Annotated in this window: 17 protein-coding genes; 15 read left to right on the forward strand and 2 right to left on the reverse strand. The window is 65.5% G+C overall.

All coding sequences use genetic code 11. From position 1 onward, the window contains the following. Nucleotides 1-43 precede the first annotated feature (43 nt). From V6X30_RS03945 to kdsB, 6 genes are read left to right on the forward strand one after another with little or no spacing between them, the layout of a single operon-like run. Nucleotides 44-2404, forward strand: coding sequence for a DNA internalization-related competence protein ComEC/Rec2 (locus V6X30_RS03945; RefSeq protein ID WP_367983346.1), 2361 nt, complete (start codon nucleotides 44-46; stop codon nucleotides 2402-2404). After that, entirely contained in the window at nucleotides 2392-3015 is a 624-nt protein-coding gene (locus tag V6X30_RS03950; RefSeq protein WP_367983347.1) for a MotA/TolQ/ExbB proton channel family protein, read from the forward strand. The genes V6X30_RS03945 and V6X30_RS03950 overlap by 13 nt, the downstream gene beginning before the upstream one ends. Next, on the forward strand, nucleotides 3012-3434 hold the full coding sequence (locus tag V6X30_RS03955) for an ExbD/TolR family protein (RefSeq protein WP_367983348.1): 423 nt from the start codon (nucleotides 3012-3014) through the stop codon (nucleotides 3432-3434). Before V6X30_RS03950 ends, V6X30_RS03955 begins: the two co-directional genes overlap by 4 nt. Continuing rightward, nucleotides 3431-5215 (forward strand): lipid A export permease/ATP-binding protein MsbA, encoded by a 1785-nt coding sequence (gene msbA, locus V6X30_RS03960; RefSeq protein WP_367983349.1) that lies wholly within the window; start codon nucleotides 3431-3433, stop codon nucleotides 5213-5215. The genes V6X30_RS03955 and msbA overlap by 4 nt, the downstream gene beginning before the upstream one ends. Next, nucleotides 5205-6206: a tetraacyldisaccharide 4'-kinase gene (gene lpxK / locus V6X30_RS03965; RefSeq protein WP_367983350.1), complete on the forward strand. Its 1002-nt coding sequence runs from the start codon at nucleotides 5205-5207 to the stop codon at nucleotides 6204-6206. Before msbA ends, lpxK begins: the two co-directional genes overlap by 11 nt. Beyond that, nucleotides 6203-6955, forward strand: a complete 753-nt coding sequence (gene kdsB / locus V6X30_RS03970) for a 3-deoxy-manno-octulosonate cytidylyltransferase (protein WP_367983351.1) — start codon at nucleotides 6203-6205, stop codon at nucleotides 6953-6955. The genes lpxK and kdsB overlap by 4 nt, the downstream gene beginning before the upstream one ends. Nucleotides 6956-7022: 67 nt before the next feature. On the opposite strand, the gene rne is transcribed toward kdsB, so the two are convergent. Continuing rightward, the gene (gene rne, locus V6X30_RS03975; RefSeq protein ID WP_367983352.1) at nucleotides 7023-9560 is read right to left on the reverse strand and encodes a ribonuclease E; all 2538 of its coding nucleotides are present in this window, start codon (nucleotides 9558-9560) and stop codon (nucleotides 7023-7025) included. Nucleotides 9561-9958: 398 nt separating this feature from the next. Here rne and V6X30_RS03980 point away from each other — a divergent pair, with 398 nt between their 5' ends. Together V6X30_RS03980 and V6X30_RS03985 are read left to right on the forward strand one after the other, a co-directional pair. Further along, a complete protein-coding gene (locus V6X30_RS03980) occupies nucleotides 9959-10891 on the forward strand; it encodes an RluA family pseudouridine synthase (protein ID WP_367983353.1) in 933 nt (310 codons plus the stop codon). 36 nt (nucleotides 10892-10927) lie between these two features. Further along, nucleotides 10928-11872: a S49 family peptidase gene (locus V6X30_RS03985; RefSeq protein ID WP_367983354.1), complete on the forward strand. Its 945-nt coding sequence runs from the start codon at nucleotides 10928-10930 to the stop codon at nucleotides 11870-11872. Here V6X30_RS03985 and V6X30_RS03990 read toward each other — a convergent pair whose 3' ends face one another. Beyond that, nucleotides 11873-12451 carry a Maf family protein gene (locus V6X30_RS03990; protein ID WP_367983355.1) on the reverse strand — a complete coding sequence of 193 codons (579 nt, stop codon included), beginning with the start codon at nucleotides 12449-12451 and terminating at the stop codon, nucleotides 11873-11875. It lies immediately after the preceding gene. A 130-nt stretch (nucleotides 12452-12581) separates the two neighbouring features. Between V6X30_RS03990 and V6X30_RS03995 the strand changes: the two genes are divergently transcribed. The 7 genes from V6X30_RS03995 to acpP all read left to right on the forward strand — a co-directional run bounded on the left by V6X30_RS03995 (nucleotide 12582) and on the right by acpP (nucleotide 17439). Continuing rightward, complete coding sequence (locus V6X30_RS03995) at nucleotides 12582-13103, forward strand: YceD family protein (RefSeq protein ID WP_367983356.1); 522 nt, start codon at nucleotides 12582-12584, stop codon at nucleotides 13101-13103. 28 nt (nucleotides 13104-13131) lie between these two features. Beyond that, nucleotides 13132-13311 (forward strand): 50S ribosomal protein L32, encoded by a 180-nt coding sequence (gene rpmF / locus V6X30_RS04000; RefSeq protein ID WP_367983357.1) that lies wholly within the window; start codon nucleotides 13132-13134, stop codon nucleotides 13309-13311. 81 nt (nucleotides 13312-13392) lie between these two features. After that, on the forward strand, nucleotides 13393-14421 hold the full coding sequence (gene plsX, locus V6X30_RS04005) for a phosphate acyltransferase PlsX (RefSeq protein ID WP_367983358.1): 1029 nt from the start codon (nucleotides 13393-13395) through the stop codon (nucleotides 14419-14421). Then, complete coding sequence (locus V6X30_RS04010) at nucleotides 14418-15389, forward strand: beta-ketoacyl-ACP synthase III (protein ID WP_367983359.1); 972 nt, start codon at nucleotides 14418-14420, stop codon at nucleotides 15387-15389. Before plsX ends, V6X30_RS04010 begins: the two co-directional genes overlap by 4 nt. Nucleotides 15390-15401: 12 nt before the next feature. After that, the gene (gene fabD / locus V6X30_RS04015) at nucleotides 15402-16352 is read left to right on the forward strand and encodes an ACP S-malonyltransferase (protein WP_367983360.1); all 951 of its coding nucleotides are present in this window, start codon (nucleotides 15402-15404) and stop codon (nucleotides 16350-16352) included. Continuing rightward, nucleotides 16349-17098, forward strand: coding sequence for a 3-oxoacyl-ACP reductase FabG (gene fabG, locus V6X30_RS04020; RefSeq protein ID WP_408022354.1), 750 nt, complete (start codon nucleotides 16349-16351; stop codon nucleotides 17096-17098). The genes fabD and fabG overlap by 4 nt, the downstream gene beginning before the upstream one ends. 101 nt (nucleotides 17099-17199) lie before the next feature. After that, nucleotides 17200-17439: an acyl carrier protein gene (gene acpP, locus V6X30_RS04025; protein ID WP_367966719.1), complete on the forward strand. Its 240-nt coding sequence runs from the start codon at nucleotides 17200-17202 to the stop codon at nucleotides 17437-17439. Nucleotides 17440-17506 lie beyond the last annotated feature (67 nt).

Consider the following 17506-nt stretch of genomic DNA (forward strand, 5'->3'; position numbering starts at 1 on the left):
GCCCCGTTGTTAGCCTGCCCTCCGGTCATTCCAGGGGGCGTGCATGGCAAGGGACGCGGGCGGGGTGCTGATCGCGCTGGCAACGGGACTGCTGCTGGCTGTGCTCCTACCCGCGCGCCTGACACCGGGCCTGCTGGTGATCGCGCCGCTCCTTCCCGCGCTCGCCCTCCACGACCGCCGAGCGCTTGCCGGATGGCTCGCCGCCGGCGTGATATATGGCCTGGTCTGGCAGGGGTGGGCCTATAGTCTCCGGCCGCCGGTGGATGCCGGGGATGCGGTCACGGTCGTCGGGCGAGTGGTCACCCTGCCCGAGGAAGATCACGGCCGGCAGCGTTTTCTGCTGCGCCCGGAAGCGATCGACAGCGAACAACGCGGCTTGCCTCGCCGTATCCGAGTGAGCATCTACGCGCCGTCGCCTCGTGTCAGCGCCGGCGAGCGCTGGCGGATGCAACTGCGACTGCGTCGCCCCCGCGGATTCATGAACCCGGTACGTTTCGACTACGAGCAATGGCTTGCGAGTCGGCATATCGATGCAACCGCCTATCTGCTCGTGCCGCATACGGCACAGCGGCTTGCTCCGGCCGCCGGGCTTATTCACTGGCGCAGCGAGCTCTCGGATCGGATCGGCGCCCTGAGCAGGACCACGGGGCCCGGCCGCGCGCTCCTGCAGGGACTCGTGACAGGCGACCGACGGGCATTCACCAACGAGATATGGGATGTGTTGCGCGCCACCGGGACGAGCCATTTGATGGCGATCTCGGGGCTGCATATCGGGTTGATGGCCGCCTTCGGCTATGGGTTGGGTGGACGCCTCTGGGCGTGGCTTCGCGTGCCGGGTCGGCGCCGGTTCACCGCGACATTGGCGGCGTTCTCGGCGGCCGGCGCCTACGCGGCGCTGGCGGGTTTTGCGCTGCCGACCGCCCGGGCCCTGGTGATGTTCACCGTCCTGGCCTTCGCCGCCCTTGCCGGGCGGCGTGTCGCGCCGTTTCGGATGCTTCTGCTGGCCGCTGTCATCCTGCTGCTGCTCGATCCGGCATCGGTGCTGGCCGCCGGCTTCTGGCTTTCCTTCCTGGCAGTCGCGGTCATTATTATGGTGGCAAGGGGACGGCGCCTGGGCGCCCTGAGCGGCCTGTGGAAAATCCAGATCGGGCTGCTGTTCGGGCTTGCCCCGATTTCCGGGCTTTTCTTCGGTAGCTGGAGCCCGCTCGGATTGATCGCCAACTTCATCCTGTTGCCGATTTTCTCCCTGGTCATCGTCCCCGGGGCGTTGCTCGGCAGCGCGTTGGGCGTCGTCTGGCCGTGGAGCGGGGAGACGTTGCTGAGCGCCCTTGCTCGCCTGCTCAATGGGCTTATGGCCGCAGGGAGCTGGCTGCACTCGATCGGCTTGACCGAGTGGCCGCTCAGCCCAGCCGGTGTCTGGCCCCTGTTGTGCATGGCCGCCGCGCTGATGCTGTTGCTTGCGCCGTCGGGCACACCCCTGCGCCTGCTGGCACTGCTCATGGCCGCCACGTTTTTTCTCGCCGAGCCAAAGGGCCTCCCCAGCGGCGCGGTCGAGGTGACGTGGCTCGAGGTGGGGCAGGGCAATAGTGCGGTGATCCGGACGGCGAATCATCTCCTCGTGATCGATACCGGACCGGCATGGTCCGGCGGTGGCAACGCGGCGGCCTTTACCCTGCTGCCGTTTCTTGCCGATCGCGGCATTCAGTCCATCGACCGGCTGATCGTCACCCATGCGGATCGGGATCACCGGGGTGGGCTCCCAGCGCTGGCCGAGGCGGTGGACATCGCGGCGGTCGATGCCGGAGAGCCGCTCCCGGCGTTTCCGGACGCGCGGGCCTGTCATGCCGGCATGCACTGGCAGGTCGATGGCATCCGCTTTGAATACCTGTGGCCGGAACAGGCCCGAAGCCGTGATGGAAACGCGGCCTCCTGTGTTCTGCTCATGGACGCGCCGGGCGGGCGGGTCCTGTTTACCGGAGATATCGATGCCGCCATCGAGCAGCGGATCGCGCGAGAGATCGAGGCGCCCGTGGCCGTCGTCGAGGCGCCCCACCACGGCAGTCGAACCGGCAGTAGCGGCGCGTTCCTTGATGCCGTCCGCCCGGCACACGCGGTCATCTCGGCGGGTTTCCGCAATCCCTATGGTATGCCTCACCCCGAGACGATCGAGCGGCTGCGCTGCCGACGCATTCAGGTGCACGATCTCGGTCGGACGGGCGCTCTGCGGCTGCGACTTCTTCCTGGCGAGGCACCGATCCTCCGGAGCATGCGCCTGCACTATGCTCGCCTGTCACATGAGTCGCCACGGCTGCGCCGCTTTCGGCAAGGCGGTCAAATCCATTATGATCGCCGTCACTATGCGGTTTCGGACGGGGAGATAGACCAGCCAACGTGTGGGAACTGATCAGCGCCGGCGGTTGGGTGATGGCCCCGATCATCGCCTGCTCCATTCTGGCGGTCGCCATCATCGCCGAGCGTCTCTGGGTTCTGCGCGGGTCGCGGGTCGCGCCGGCCCATCTGGTCCCCGAGGTCTGGCGCCTGCATACGGTCAGCGGGCTGGATTCGGTAGCGCTGCGTCGCCTGCGTGCCGGCTCTCCCCTGGGGCGGGTCATCGCCGCCGGAATCAGCCATGCCCACCAGCCTCGTGGCGAAATGCTGGAGCGCATCGAGGAAGTCGGCCGAATCGAAGCGCTGGGACTTGAGCGATACCTGAATACGCTGGGTACGATCGCGGCCATCACACCGTTGCTTGGACTGCTGGGCACAGTGATCGGCATGATTGATGTCTTCAGCACCATTGATGCGACTGGCCTTGGCGACAATCGTGCCCTCGCCGGAGGGATCGGCGAGGCGCTTGTCACCACCGGTGCGGGTCTGACGGTGGCCATCCCGACGGTGGTTGCCCATCGCTATCTCAGGGGGCGCGTCAACCGCCTGATCGTTGCCATCGAGCGCGAGGCGCTCAAGCTCGCCGAGGTCGTCAGCCGCAACGCAACCGCCGGAGGCAAGGCTTGAGACTGCCCACACGCGAACCGGATACGCCGGATATCAACCTGACCCCATTGATCGATGTCGTCTTCCTGATGCTGGTGTTCTTTGTCGTGAGCACGACATTCATCGAGGATCAGGCCCTGCAAGTCACGCTGCCGGTCGCCGATGCCACGGGAGAAGTCAAGCGGACGCCGGTGGTTGTGAGCATCGCCGCGGATGGCCGCATCCAGATCAATGGCGCGCCAGTGCCGGAGACGTCGGCGGGTCTGAGCCAGGCGCTTGAAGCGGTCCTCGCCGGCCGGACGGGCCGCGATGCCGTGCTGCTGATCCGGGCCGATCGCCGCGTTCCGCACGGCGAGGTGACACGCATCATGAGTAAGGCCGGGCGGCTCGGCTTCAGTACCGTCAGCATCGCCACGGCAAGGGAATCCACAGCCCCATGACCACGGCGCCAAAGACCGCGGAGACCCCGTCTTCACTACAGATCTACCGCCGGCTTCTGGGCTATGTCCTGGTTCACTGGCGCATCGCCATGATTGCCGTGGCCGGCATGATCGTCACCGGCGGCAGCGAGGCCGGGTTTGCATGGCTGGTCAAGCCAATGCTCGACTCTGGCTTCGTCGAGCGCGATCCGGCGGTGCTTCGGCTCATTCCGCTCGGCGTGCTCGGCATCTTTCTGATCCGCGGCCTGAGCAGCTTTGCCGCCCAGTACGGGACGGCCTGGATCAGTCGCCGCGTTATCGCCCAGCTCCGTGCCGAGGTATTCGACCGGCTGCTCACGCTCCCGCGGCGGTATTTCGACGATGCCTCCTCGGGCATGCTCCTGTCGCGCCTGACCTACAACGTCGAGCAGGTTGCCCAGGCGGGCACCAACGCCATGGTGATCATCATCCGTGACAGCGCCACGGTGATCTTCCTGCTTGGCTACATGGCCTGGCTGAGCTGGCAGCTCACGCTTACCTTCATGCTGCTGGGGCCGGTGGTCATCGGGGTCGTGTTGTATGTCAGCAAGCGCTTCCGCCGGCTGAGCCACAAGATCCAGCATTCGGTGGGGAGCATCGCCTATGTGGCCGAGGAGGCCATCGAGGGCAGTGACGAGGTTCGTATATTCGGCGCCCAGGATCAGGAGCGGGCGCGATTCGACGAGGCCAACCAGCGCAATACCCGTCAGTTCATGAAATTCGCCGGCACTCAGGCGCTCAGTACGCCGGTGGTGCAGTTCTGCGCCGCGCTCGCCCTGTCCATCGTGGTCTGGCTTGCCACCCTGGAAGGCAGCGTGACCACCGTCAGTGTGGGGACCTTCGTGTCGTTCATCACGGCGATGATGCTGCTCCTCCAGCCGCTCAAGCGCCTGACCAAGGTGCATGCGGAAATCCAGCGCGGCATTGCGGCCGGGGAGAGCATTTTCGAGATCATCGACGAAAACCCGGAACACGACCAGGGCAGTCATGCGCCGACGCGTGTCGAAGGCCGTATCCGCTTCGAGGGCGTGAATTTTGCCTATGAATCCGCCGGCGAGCGGGTCCTGCACGGGATTGATCTGGACATCCGCGCCGGCGAGACCGTGGCATTGGTGGGCAGGTCCGGAAGCGGCAAGACCACACTGGTCAACCTCCTGCCTCGGTTCTATGAACCCAGCAACGGCGCCATCCGGCTCGATGATGTCCCCCTGGCGGATTATCGACTCTCCGCGCTCCGTCGCCAGCTCGCCCTGGTTGGCCAGCAGGTAGTCCTCTTCAACGCCAGCATCGCCGAGAACATCGCTTACGGACAGGATCCCATGCCCTCGCGTGATGCGATCGTTGCGGCCGCTGAGGCGGCCAATGCGCGGGCCTTCATCGAGGCGCTGCCGAACGGCTTTGACACGGCGATCGGAGAGAATGGCGTCCTGCTCTCGGGCGGGCAGCGCCAACGCCTGGCCATTGCCCGGGCGCTCCTTAAGGATGCCCCCATCCTGATCCTCGACGAAGCAACCTCGGCGCTCGATTCAGAATCCGAACAGCACATCCAGTCGGCGCTGGCGCACTTGATCGAAGGGCGCACCACACTGGTGATCGCCCATCGTCTGTCCACCATCGAGCGGGCTGATCGCATTGTCGTGCTGGATGGCGGCCGTATCGTGGAGCAGGGCAGTCACGCCGAGCTGCTAGGGCGAAAGGGTGCTTACGCGGCGCTCCACCGGCTGCAGTTCCGGCAGCGCCCCGAGAGGGCACATGGCGATTGATCGCTATCCGGCGTTCTGGGACCGCAATGGTGTCAGCGCGGCAATGCTCAGCCCCCTCGAATGGGTGTTCCGGCGGGCGGTCGCCCGCCGTCGCGCCCGTGCCGACGCCGTGGCGCAGTGGATTGATGCGCCGGTGGTCGTGGTCGGCAATGCCAGCGTCGGCGGGACTGGGAAAACGCCACTGGTGCTCTGGCTTGTCGAGGCCGCCATGGCCTTGGGGTTCCGGCCCGGCATTGTTCTACGGGGCCATCGCAGCAGCGCCCGCGGCGTTGTGCCGGTAACGGCCGACAGCGATCCAACCATGGTGGGCGATGAAGCCGTGCTCCTCGCCCGGCGGACGTTCCGCCCGGTGGTGATCGGCGCGGACCGTGTCGCTGCCGGGCGGATGCTGCTTGAGACCGCCGCGGTGGATCTGGTCATCAGCGATGACGGGTTGCAGCATTATCCCCTCGGCCGCGATGTGGAGATCGCCGTCGTCGATGCCGACCGCGGGCACGGCAACGGCCGCTGTCTGCCCGCCGGGCCGTTGCGCGAGCCACTGGACCGGTTGAACGAGGTCGACCTGGTGCTCGGCAACGGGCGGCGGATGACCGAGGATGGCGGGATGTTCGAGATCGTGCCCGGATCGCTGCAGGCGCTGGCGTCATCCGGCGGGGTCGGCGAGCCGCCGGCACCCGGCCAAGCGGTTCATGCCGTTGCCGGCATCGGCCATCCGGAGCGTTTCTTTGCCACGCTGAGTGCGATGGGGTTTGTCATCCATGCCCACCCACTCGGCGATCATCACCATTTCCGGCCCGAGGATCTGCGTTTCGATGACGGGGCGCCGGTCATCGTCACCGAAAAGGACGCGGTAAAATGCAGGGCGTTGGCCCCGGTCAATAGCTGGTATTTACCCGTGGAGGCCCGGCCGGACGAGGCGACTGCGAGGCGTCTCAAGGACTTGCTGGAACTCGCTCAAGCGCGTTCTAAAAACCGCGAGGCAGGCTCATGACCGCGTTCACCGTTATCATCCCGGCCCGTCATGCCTCGACCAGGCTTCCCGGTAAACCGCTGCTACCGCTGGGCGGTCGGCCGATCATCGAACATGTCTGGAATGCCGCCGTGTCGAGCGGTGCCGATCGGGTGATCATCGCCACGGACCATACCGGCATTCGTGACTGTGCGACGGCCTTTGGGGCTGAAGTCTGCATGACCGGGACAGCGCACCGAAGCGGCACCGAGCGGATTGCCGAAGTTGTGCATACCGCTGGGCTTGATGATGAGTCCATTATCGTCAATCTGCAGGGCGACGAGCCGCTGATGCCGGGCTATCTCCTGGCCTTGGTCGCGGAGACACTTGCCGGCGCGCCCGAATCGGTGATGGCCACCCTCGCGACGCCGCTTATCGACGCCGACGAGTTGCATGACCCTCATGCAGTCAAGCTCGTGACCGGGCACGATGGCCGGGCGCTTTATTTCAGTCGCGCCCCCATCCCCTGGGACCGGGAAGGCCACCCGGCCTGGCAGATGTCGGTAGCCCGGCGTCATCTGGGGCTATATGCCTATCGGGCCGGTTTTCTCAAGCGCTATCCGATGCTGCCGAAAAGCCCCCTGGAAGAGCTGGAGCAACTGGAGCAGCTTCGCGTTCTACAGACAGGGGAGCGAATCCAGGTGGCGGAGGTCGTCGATCGCCCCGGGCATGGCATTGATACGGAGCGGGATCTAGCCGCGGCGGAGGCGGCGCTCATCCACCGCTCGTAATGGGTCAGCGTCACCCGCGCCCGCCTAGCGGACGGGGAAAATCCCTCGTCCGCTGTGCGAGACGCCATCAGTCGGCGTTGGGCTGGTCCGAGGTGTCACCATCCGCCGATGCCGCTGGCAGGCGAGGCCTCCCAGGCCAGCGCCGTGGATCGTCAGCCTGGGCAGATCGGGTCTGTGTGCATTCACTGCGGGCTGCCGTCTCCGAGTTGCCGCTACCGCCATTCGATCGGCGCCGTGTCCGGCTGCGGGGCTTCTGCTCCCCTTTACCCTCAGCCGCCGCCTTGCTCGCTTCGGCTGCCTCTGGCTCGGTTTTCTCCACCGGCTCGGCGTCTACCTTCTCGACCGGGCCGGCATCCTGTTCCTTCGCCTTCGCCTCATCAGGCGTTGCCGAGGTGCCTGCTTCGCTGCCCTGGCCGTTCCCACTGCGACGACGCCGGCGGCCGCCGCGCCGGCCACGCCGGCTACGTGAACCGCTTCCGGCGGCTCCAGCGGTCGCGGATTGACGGGCCTCGGCGCTCTCGGACGAGGTCTTTTCCGTGCTCTCGGTGGTTGACTCGACCGTCTCGGCGTCAGCAGGCTTTTGGTTACCCTCCGCAGTGGCCCGGGTTTTCTCGCTCTCCGCGCGTGGGCCAGCGGCCTTGCCATTGCCGCTGGTCGAGGCGCGCGAACGACGCTGGCCACTGCGTCGGCCGCCCTGACTGCTGCCCCCGCTGCTACCCCCACTGCTCCGACGTCGGCGGTCGCCGCTGCTGCGGCCGCGCTCACGCGGTGTACCGTCGCTGGCAGACGCCTCCGCCTCACCACTGGCGGTGGTGGCATGAGCGTCCGCGGATGCATCGCCGGCGGTTTCGGATTCGCCACTCACCAGGCGCTTGAGCCAGCCGATCAGGCCCGGCCCCCGTCCTGATTCGTCGGCGGCGCCGTTTCCCGTCGGCGTTGATGCGCTCGCGGCCGGTGCGCGCTCGGCAGGGGCGCTCTCCGCCTTGCGGGTTGGCGTTGGCGCCGGCGTGGCCGGACTGACACCACTCACCACTGGCTTCTCCGCCCGTGGACGTTCGGCCGTGAGCAATTCCTCGGCACGACTGGGCTGGATGTCTTCACCCGCCATCTGGTAACTCGTTTCGGCTTCCGTCTCCTCATCGGTACGCACCCGCTGCAGCTCGTAGTGGGGCGTTTCCAGACCGCGATTGGGAATGAGGATGACGTCGATGCCGTTCCGGGTCTCGATGGTATCGAGGATTCCCCGCTTTTCGTTGAGCAGGAATGTGGCCACGTCAACCGGCAGCTGCGCGACGACCTTGCCGGTTTTATCCTTCATGGCTTCTTCTTCGATGATCCGCAGCACCGAGAGGGCGAGGGATTCCACGCTGCGTACCGTCCCCTGGCCACTGCATCGGCTGCAGAGCTCAAGAGAGGACTCTCCGAGAGAGGAGCGCAGGCGCTGTCGGGACATCTCCAGTAGACCAAACCGGGAGATCCGACCGACCTGGACGCGCGCCCGATCCTGTTTGACCGCGTCACGGAGCCGGTTTTCGACCTCCCGCTGATTGCGGTTGGGGCCCATGTCGATGAAATCGATCACGATCAGACCGCCAAGATCGCGCAGGCGCAGCTGGCGCGCGATTTCCTCCGCGGCCTCCACATTGGTCTTGAGGGCGGTCTCTTCGATATCGGCGCCCTTGGTGGCGCGGGCGGAGTTGATATCGATCGAGATCAGCGCCTCGGTATGGTCAATGACGATCACGCCACCGCTGGGTAGCCGAACCTCGCGCTGGAAGGCCGATTCAATCTGGCTCTCGATCTGATAGCGGCTGAACAGTGGCACCTTGTCGTCGTAGAACTTGAGCTTCTGCAGGTTATGGGGCATCACCTGCTGGACGAACTCCCGGGCACGCTCATAGACATCGCGGTCATCGATGAGGATTTCGCCGATATCCGAGCGCAGGTAATCGCGCAGTGCCCGGATGATGACGTTGCTCTCCTGGTAGATCAGGAAGGGGGCGGACTTCGTCTCGGCCGCTTTCCCGACCGCGCTCCAGAGGTTGCGCAGGTAATCCAGATCCCACTGCAGCTCTTCGGCATTACGGCCGACGCCGGCGGTGCGCACGATCAGCCCCATGCCCTCCGGTACGTCGAGTTCCCTGAGGGCATCGCGGATTTCGTTGCGCTCAGGCCCCTCGATGCGGCGCGAGACACCGCCGGCCCGCGGGTTGTTGGGCATCAGGACAAGGTAGCGACCGGCGAGACTGATGAAGGTGGTCAGCGCAGCCCCCTTGTTGCCGCGCTCCTCCTTCTCGACCTGTACCACAACCTCGAGGCCTTCCTTGATGACGTCGGCAATGGAGGCCCTGGCGGGATCGGCGTCGCCGCTGAAGTACTCGCGGGCGATTTCCTTGAAGGGCAGGAAGCCGTGACGCTCGGCACCGTACTGAACGAACGCGGCCTCGAGGCTCGGCTCGACCCGCGTAATCCGCCCCTTGTAGATATTGGCCTTTTTACGCTCCCGTGCCGGTGTTTCGATATCCAGGTCGTAGAGTGACTGGCCGTCGACCAGTGCAACGCGCAGCTCTTCGGGCTGGGTTGCATTGACGAGCATTCTTTTCATGCCGAAATGATCTCCGGCGTCTGCCCCGTGTGTCCGCGCATGCGTCAGGCTGGCCGGCGCAGCACCAGTGGAGACTGGCGAGCGTCAACGGCAGGAGCGCCTCTTCAGAGGGCTCGGGGAGGCAACTGATTCGCAGAATCGCAAGACCCGTCATGGGGTATCCAATTGCGGGCGCCAGGGCAGGCGCATTGTCAGGTTGAATTTTGTCATCGTACCGGGCGACGGCCCCACGCCGCCGCCCGTGCAGCATTCTTTCCCGTCCGGAAGGGAGCGCACTCACACGCGTCTCTCTCACCCGCCAAACCGACGGAAGTGTAGCAATTTGCCGTTAATGCGTCCAAAAATAGCGCGAACTTGTGGCAGTCTTGCGCCTTGTCATCGAGCGGGAGCGTATATCAGTGGCAGGCGTGCGGACCGAGACCGTCCCTGAGGAACTCGCGGGGCAACGCATTGACAACTATCTGCTCCGCGTACTCAAGGGCGTGCCGAAGACCCGGATCTATCGACTCTTGCGGCGGGGAGAGGTGAGAGTGAATGGCGGACGGGCTCGACCGGCGACGCGTTTGAGCGCCGGTGATCGTGTCCGCATCCCGCCCGTGCGAGAGGCCACCGGCGGAGAACCGATGAAGCCCTCCGCACAGATCATGCGCCGACTCGAGGCCGCCATCATCCACGAGGACGAACGTATCCTTGTCGTTGACAAGCCATCCGGGCTCGCCGTGCATGGCGGCTCGGGCATCGCCTATGGCGTTGTGGAAGCGCTGCGACTGATGAGGCCTCAGGCCCGTTTCCTTGATCTGGCCCACCGCCTCGATCGGGAAACCAGTGGCTGCCTGGTGCTTGCCAAGCGTCGCTCCAGCCTGCGTGCTCTGCATGCCGAGTTTCGGGAGGGGCGGGTCGATAAACGCTACCTCGCACTCGTGCATGGCCGCTTCAGTGACGGCACCCGACGTGTCGAAGCTCCCCTGCGGCCCGAGGCCGGAAAGGGCGGTGAGCGCTTAATGCGGGTGCATCCGGAGGGGGTCAGCGCACGAACCGATTTCCGTTGTCTGCGGTCATACGGATCGTGGAGTCTGGTGGAGGCAATTCTGCACACCGGGCGAATGCACCAGATCCGCGCGCATGCGGCGTCCATTGGCCATCCGGTGGCCATGGATCATCGTTACGGCAGTCGTGTCGCCGACCAGGAGATTCGGCCCCTGGGGCTCCGTCGCCTGTTTCTGCATGCGTCGAGCCTTGGTTTCGAGGCGCCGCACTGTGGGCGCATCGAGGTCGAGACCCCTTTGCCGGATGAACTTGCCAAGCTGCTTGAGCGCCTTGCCGATGACTGATCAATAACATGGATCCAGCAGTTAGGAGTGGACCTGATGGGTGATGAGGAGAAATGGGCCAGAGAGAGCCTGCGCGAAATCGCCCTCGAGGGCATACGCGAGCGGCGCCGAGCCCGACGCTGGGCGATCTTCATGCGATTGCTCTTCCTGGCCGTCATCGTCACGTTGTTTTTCTTCACGCTGCGTCCCAGCCTGCAGATGGGCGAGAGCGCGGTCACCGGCCCGCATACAGCGGTCGTGCAAATCAACGGGCCGATCATGGCCGGCCGTCCCGCCAATGCGGACCGCATCATTCAGGGGCTGGAGGCGGCGTTCGAGGCCGCCGGCGCGCGGGGTGTGCTGCTGGAAATCAATAGCCCCGGTGGCTCGCCGGTTGCCTCAAGCCGGATCTATCAGGCCATCGACCGACTGCGCGAGGCCCACCCCGGGAAGCCGGTGCACGCCGTGGCCGGTGACATGATGGCCTCCGGGGCCTATTACGTTGCCGCCGCCGCCGATCAGATCCATGTCGACGGCGCCTCAATCATCGGCTCCATTGGCGTCGTGAGTCGGGGTTTCGGGTTCAGTGATGCCATCCAGCGGCTTGGTATCGAGCGACGCGTCTACACGGCCGGCGACGAGAAGGCCGGTATGGACCCGTTCACTCCACCCGAGCCAGGCCAGGTGGAGAGACTCCGGGGCATGCTTGACGGGATCCACGACCAATTCATTGCGGCCGTCCGCGAGGGGCGCGGCGACCGACTGACCGGCAATCCAGAGACGCTTTTCTCGGGTCGGGTCTGGACCGGAAGCCAGGGCATTGAGCAGGGGCTCGCGGACGGTTTTGGCAGCCCCGAGAGCGTCGCCCGCGAAGTGATCGGCGCACCCGATCGGGTGAACTACATGCCACGGCGCGGGCTGCTGGATCGGGCGCTGGAGCAGATCGGCAGCGCCGCGGTGGCCGCCTGGGTGGAGTTGCAAAGCCCGCTCAACCTGCGCTGATCAAGGGCGGACAATGCCGATGCGGGCAAGGAGCCTGGTGAGGGCAATCAGCGGCAGGCCGATGATCGCGTTTGGATCATCGCTCTGAATGCGCTCGAACAAGGCGATGCCCAGTCCCTCGGCGCGAAAGGCGCCGGCACAGTCGAGCGGCTTCTCAAGGTTGACGTAGCGCTCGATTGCGCTGCGGTTCAGTCGCCGGAAGTGTACGTGGGTCGGCACCAGCGCTACTTCGACATGCGCCGTATCGGGATCATAGACGGCGACAGCGGTGGACAGGGTGACCCGCTGACCGGAGGCATTCGTTAATTGCTCGATGGCCCGATCGATGCGCCCGGGTTTGCCAAGGATCTGCCCGCGGCATTCACTGCACTGATCCGAGCCGATCACGATTCGGTCGGGGTGTCGCTCGGCGACCGCCAGCGCCTTTTCTCGGGCCAGGCGACAGACATACTGGTCGGCCGTTTCGCCCGAAGCGATCGATTCATCGATCTCCGGGGCGATCTGTTCGAAATCCAGTTGCAGACGACCGAGCAGCTCGGCTCGATAGGGTGAGCTGGAGGCCAGTACGATTTCGGTCATTGACGTATCCTTCCGCAGCAGTTGGTTGATGGTCGACACTTTCAACGCGGGACGCAATGGAGTCATTGGCGCCGCACCGCGGGGCTTTGACAGGCATCGGCTCGCGGCCTACCATTCGACGGTTATGCAAGTGACTGAACTGCCGGCGCGAATCGAGCTCGATCGGCTCTCCCGCGGCCACCACGAATGGGCGGGATCCCTGCCGGCGGGGGCGACACCACGGCTCGCCGAGCTGGGTGCGTCACTGGGTAGTGCCGAGGCAGCGTTCTCGGTGGAGATTGGCGAGGACCGGCCCCGTGTCGAGGGCACATGCCTTGGCCGGGTCACGGTTCGGTGCGAGCGCTGCCTGGAGCCGATGGAAGTGACGGTTGCGGGCGAATTCGCGCTGGTGACGGTCGATCGAATCGAGGAAGCCGACGACCTGGGGCCGGATGAACCCGTCGTCGTCGCCTCCAGAGGGCAGCTCGACGTGTTGCCCATGATTGAGGACGAGCTCATTCTGGGGCTGCCGGTGGTATCGCGACATGAGCGCGCGGACTGCGACGGGGGTCAGCGGCACTTCGGGCCGCCGGGTGAATCGGCGCCCGCCAGAGACAATCCGTTCAACGTGCTCGAATCGCTCCGCAAGGGCGAAACGGGCGAAGATCACTAATCGAGTCAGATACAACGCAGGATCCATCATGGCCGTACAGAAATCGAAGAAGACCCCCTCCCGTCGCGGCATGCGTCGCAGCCACGACGCGCTCCAGGGGCCGACGCTGAGCGTGGACAGCGCTACTGGGGAGACCCATCGCCGTCACCACATCTCGGCGGATGGCTACTACCGCGGGCGGAAAGTGACCGCGGGCCGCGACGAGTAAGCCGTTGGCCAGACGGCCTAGAGGCCGCATCGGCTCCGCGCCGGTGCGGCCGTTGTTTATGGGCGGCACAAAGCGGCGTCTATGACTCAATCCTGTACGCTCGCGATCGATGCGATGGGTGGCGACTACGGTCCGTCGGTCACGGTGCCGGCGGCGCGGAAAGTCCTGCAGCGCCACCCCGAGCTCAGGCTGATCCTGGTGGGCGAACAGGCCGCTCTCGAGGCCGCTCTGGCGGGAACCAGTGAAGCGGATCGGCGACGTCTGACGATTCATCCCGCTTCCCAGATCGTGGGCATGGACGAGTCACCGTCCCAGGCGCTTCGCTACAAGCGCGACTCGTCGATGCGGGTGGCCATCAACCTGGTCAAAAGCGGTGAGGCCAACGCCTGCGTCAGCGCCGGCAATACCGGCGCCCTCATGGCCACGGCACGCTATGTCCTGAAAACACTCCCTGGAATCGACCGGCCCGCGATCTGCACCACCATTCCTTGTCGAGGCGGGCGCTTCCGCATGCTGGATCTGGGGGCCAACGTCGACTGCACCGCCGAGCATCTGTTTCAGTTTGCCGTCATGGGTGCGGTACTCGTCGAGGCCGCCGGTGACAGCGCCGACCCGCGCGTCGGCCTGCTCAACCTCGGCGAGGAAGAGATCAAGGGCAACGACCAGGTAAAGCAGGCCGCCCAGCTGTTACAGGACAGTGACCTTCAGTATGTTGGCTACGTTGAGGGAGACAACATGTTTCGGAACGTAGCTGATCTGGTGGTGTGCGACGGCTTCACCGGCAACGTGGCGCTGAAAAGCAGTGAGGGCGTTGCCGCGATGATCTCGCAGTACCTCCGCGAGGAATTCCAGCGCAACCTGCTCACTCGCATGGCGGGTCTGGTGGCTTTGCCGGTTCTCCGGGCACTGCGTCGAAGGCTCGACCCGAGGCACTATAACGGCGCCAGCCTGCTGGGGCTGCGCGGCGTGGTGGTGAAAAGCCATGGTGGCGCGGATGAGGTTGCCTTCGAGCAGGCCATTGAGACGGGACGCGTCGAAGCCATGGAGGCCATACCCACCCGCATCGACGCCCGCCTGGGCGAGCTGTTTGCCCGGGGGGCTGTTGAATGAACCGTTCACGCGTTGCGGGCACGGGGGGTTATCTGCCCGAGCGGATAATGACCAATGCCGAACTCGAGTCACTCGTCGACACCTCGGACGAATGGATCCGTGAGCGCACCGGCATCGCCCAGCGTCATATCGCCGCCCCCGAGCAGACCTGCTCCGATCTCGCCGAGGCCGCCTCGCTCAAGGCACTGGCCCAGGCCGGGCTGAACGCCGACGAGATTGATCTGATCATCGTCGCCACCTCGACGCCGGATCATGTCTTCCCGAGTACGGCTTGCCGCCTCGTCGAGCGCCTGGGCATGCCCTCCGGCGTGGTTGCATTCGATGTCGCCGCGGCCTGCTCAGGGTTTGTCTACGCGCTCGACGTTGCCGATCGATTCATTCGCACCGGCGGCGCGTCCCGAGCGCTGGTCATTGGCGCCGAGGTCTTCTCGCGGATCCTCGACTGGCAGGATCGCGGCACCTGCGTGTTGTTTGGTGATGGTGCCGGCGCCATCGTCCTGGAGGCGTCGGAGAAACCCGGTGTGCTCTCCACGCATCTCCACGCCGACGGGCGCCAGACACCGCTCCTCAATGTCCCCTGGGGGGTCTCGCAGGGCTATGAGCGCCTCGAGGATGAGCGCGGCAAGGTCAGCATGCGGGGTAACGAGGTCTTCCGAGTCGCCGTGCGCACACTTGGGGCACTGGTGGATGAGACCCTCGAGGCCAACGGCCTGGAGCGCGGCGATGTCGACTGGCTGGTGCCCCATCAGGCGAACATCCGCATCATGACCGCCACGGCGCGCAAACTCGGCCTGCCGCCCTCGCGAATGGTCAGCACGGTGGCCGAGCATGGCAATACCTCCGCGGCGTCCATACCGCTCGCCCTGGACCAGGCCGTTGGTGACGGCCGGATTCAGCGGGGTGATCTTCTGCTCCTGGAGGCATTCGGGGCCGGGTTCACCTGGGGCTCGGCACTGATTCGGTACTGAACGGAACCGGTAATGAAACAACGCTTAGATCTCGCCTTCCTTTTCCCCGGTCAGGGCTCGCAGTCCATTGGCATGCTCAGTGAACTGGCCGAACGCCATGCCGTCGTGCAGAAAACCTTTATAGAGGCCTCCTCGGCGCTCGGCGAGGATCTCTGGGCACTCGCCAGCACCGGCCCGGAGTCGTTGATCAACCGCACCGATCACACCCAACCACTGATGCTGACTGCCGGCATCGCGGTCTGGCGTGCCTGGCGCGAGGGTGGCGGCCCGCTGCCGGCACGTATGGCAGGGCACAGCCTAGGCGAGTACACCGCACTGGTGGCCGCCGGTGCCCTGGATTTCCCGGTGGCCGTGGAGCTGGTCCGCGACCGGGGCCGGTACATGCAGGCGGCCGTCCCGGAGGGGGAGGGTGCCATCGCCGCGGTCCTGGGCATCGACGATGCCAGTCTGGCGGTCATCTGCGAGGCCAACGCCGGTACGGAAGTCGTCGAGCCCGTGAATTACAACGCACCCGGTCAGACTGTGATCGCCGGCCATCGGGCGGCGGTCGAACGCACGCTCGAGGCCGCCCGCGAGGCGGGTGCGAAGCGGGCGGTCATGCTGCCCATGAGTGTTCCCGCGCATTGTTCGCTGATGACACCGGCGGCGGATCAGCTGGCGGCCCGGCTGGCGGATGTGCCGCTGCGTGCCCCCGATATTCCGGTCATCCATAACGTGGATGTCACGCTCAGCGCCGATCCGTCCGCGATTCGCCAACGGCTGGTCGCCCAGGTGCGCTCGCCGGTGCGCTGGACTGAGTGTATCCAGGCGCTGGCGGCGGGTGGCATCGAGCAGGCGGTGGAGTGCGGGCCGGGGCGCGTGCTGGCGGGTCTCAACCGCCGCATTGAACGGCGCATGAATATCCAGCCGATCCATGACCCGGACTCGCTGGCCAACGCTTTGAATACTCTGGAGGTCGAATGAATCTGCAGCTCAATGGCGAGGTCGCCCTGGTGACCGGCGCAAGTCGCGGGATCGGCGCCGCGATCGCAAAGCGGCTCGGGCGCAGCGGTGCGACGGTCATCGGCACGGCGACAAGTGACAGCGGTGCCGAAGGTATTACCGAGTCACTGACGGGTGCCGGCATTACCGGACGCGGCATGCGGCTGGATGTCCGTGACGCCGAACAGATTCCGGCGCTGGTGGCCGACATCGCGGGCAGCGAAGGTACGCCGTCCATCCTGGTCAACAACGCCGGCATCACCCGGGACAACCTGGCGATGCGGATGGGCGACGATGACTGGGACAGCGTAATCGAGACCAATCTTAACGCCGTATTTCGAGTTTCCCGCGCGGTACTCCGGGGCATGATGAAGGCGCGGCATGGCCGCATCATCAACATCGGCTCGGTGGTCGGGCTCATGGGCAATGCAGGGCAGACGAACTATTCCGCCGCCAAGGCCGGCCTGCTGGGTCTGACACGGTCGCTGGCCCGGGAAGTGGGCAGCCGCAACATCACGGTCAACGCCATCGCCCCGGGATTCATCGAAACCGACATGACCGATTCGCTGAACGACGGGCAACGCGCCGCGCTCACCGATCAGACACCGCTGCAGCGCCTGGGCCAACCGGACGACATCGCCGCCGCGGCCTGCTTCCTTGCATCATCGGCGGGCAGGTACATTACGGGTGAGACCATCAACGTCAACGGTGGGCTTTTGATGCCCTGACGGGTCGCTGAAGGGTCGCTGGCGGATTGCTGGCGGATTCCATAGAATACGGCGCGTTCGGGCACTGGCCCCAATTCCGCAATCCGAGAGGTAGGAGCGAGATGAGCAGTATCGAGGAAAGAGTCAAGAAGATCGTCGTTGAACAGCTGGGGGTGAAAGAGGACGAGGTGAACGCCGAAGCCTCCTTTGTCGACGATCTGGGCGCCGACTCGCTGGACACGGTGGAGCTGGTGATGGCCCTCGAGGAGGAGTTCGAATGTGAAATCCCCGACGAGGAGGCTGAGAAGATCACCACCGTCCAGCAGGCGATCGATTACATCAATCGCCATCTCGAGGAATAATCTCGGGCCTGGACCAGGGCTCGGACAACCCCAGGGTGAGCGGACGGGGCCGGCTTTGACCGGCCCT

Origin of the sequence: Spiribacter sp. 1M189 (genome assembly GCF_040838345.1) — a bacterium.
In the GTDB taxonomy this organism is placed as follows: Bacteria; Pseudomonadota; Gammaproteobacteria; order Nitrococcales; family Nitrococcaceae; genus Spiribacter; species Spiribacter insolitus.

Bases quoted from the DNA above. Each gene is read 5' to 3' on its own strand.
- V6X30_RS03945 (WP_367983346.1), top strand. From the start codon at position 44: ATGGCAAGGGACGCGGGCGGGGTGCTGATCGCGCTGGCAACGGGACTG.
- msbA (WP_367983349.1), top strand. From the start codon at position 3,431: ATGACCACGGCGCCAAAGACCGCGGAGACCCCGTCTTCACTACAGATC.
- lpxK (WP_367983350.1), top strand. From the start codon at position 5,205: ATGGCGATTGATCGCTATCCGGCGTTCTGGGACCGCAATGGTGTCAGC.
- kdsB (WP_367983351.1), top strand. From the start codon at position 6,203: ATGACCGCGTTCACCGTTATCATCCCGGCCCGTCATGCCTCGACCAGG.
- rne (WP_367983352.1), bottom strand. From the start codon at position 9,560: ATGAAAAGAATGCTCGTCAATGCAACCCAGCCCGAAGAGCTGCGCGTT.
- V6X30_RS03985 (WP_367983354.1), top strand. From the start codon at position 10,928: ATGGGTGATGAGGAGAAATGGGCCAGAGAGAGCCTGCGCGAAATCGCC.
- V6X30_RS03990 (WP_367983355.1), bottom strand. From the start codon at position 12,451: ATGACCGAAATCGTACTGGCCTCCAGCTCACCCTATCGAGCCGAGCTG.
- rpmF (WP_367983357.1), top strand. From the start codon at position 13,132: ATGGCCGTACAGAAATCGAAGAAGACCCCCTCCCGTCGCGGCATGCGT.
- plsX (WP_367983358.1), top strand. From the start codon at position 13,393: ATGACTCAATCCTGTACGCTCGCGATCGATGCGATGGGTGGCGACTAC.
- V6X30_RS04010 (WP_367983359.1), top strand. From the start codon at position 14,418: ATGAACCGTTCACGCGTTGCGGGCACGGGGGGTTATCTGCCCGAGCGG.
- fabD (WP_367983360.1), top strand. From the start codon at position 15,402: ATGAAACAACGCTTAGATCTCGCCTTCCTTTTCCCCGGTCAGGGCTCG.
- fabG (WP_408022354.1), top strand. From the start codon at position 16,349: ATGAATCTGCAGCTCAATGGCGAGGTCGCCCTGGTGACCGGCGCAAGT.
- acpP (WP_367966719.1), top strand. From the start codon at position 17,200: ATGAGCAGTATCGAGGAAAGAGTCAAGAAGATCGTCGTTGAACAGCTG.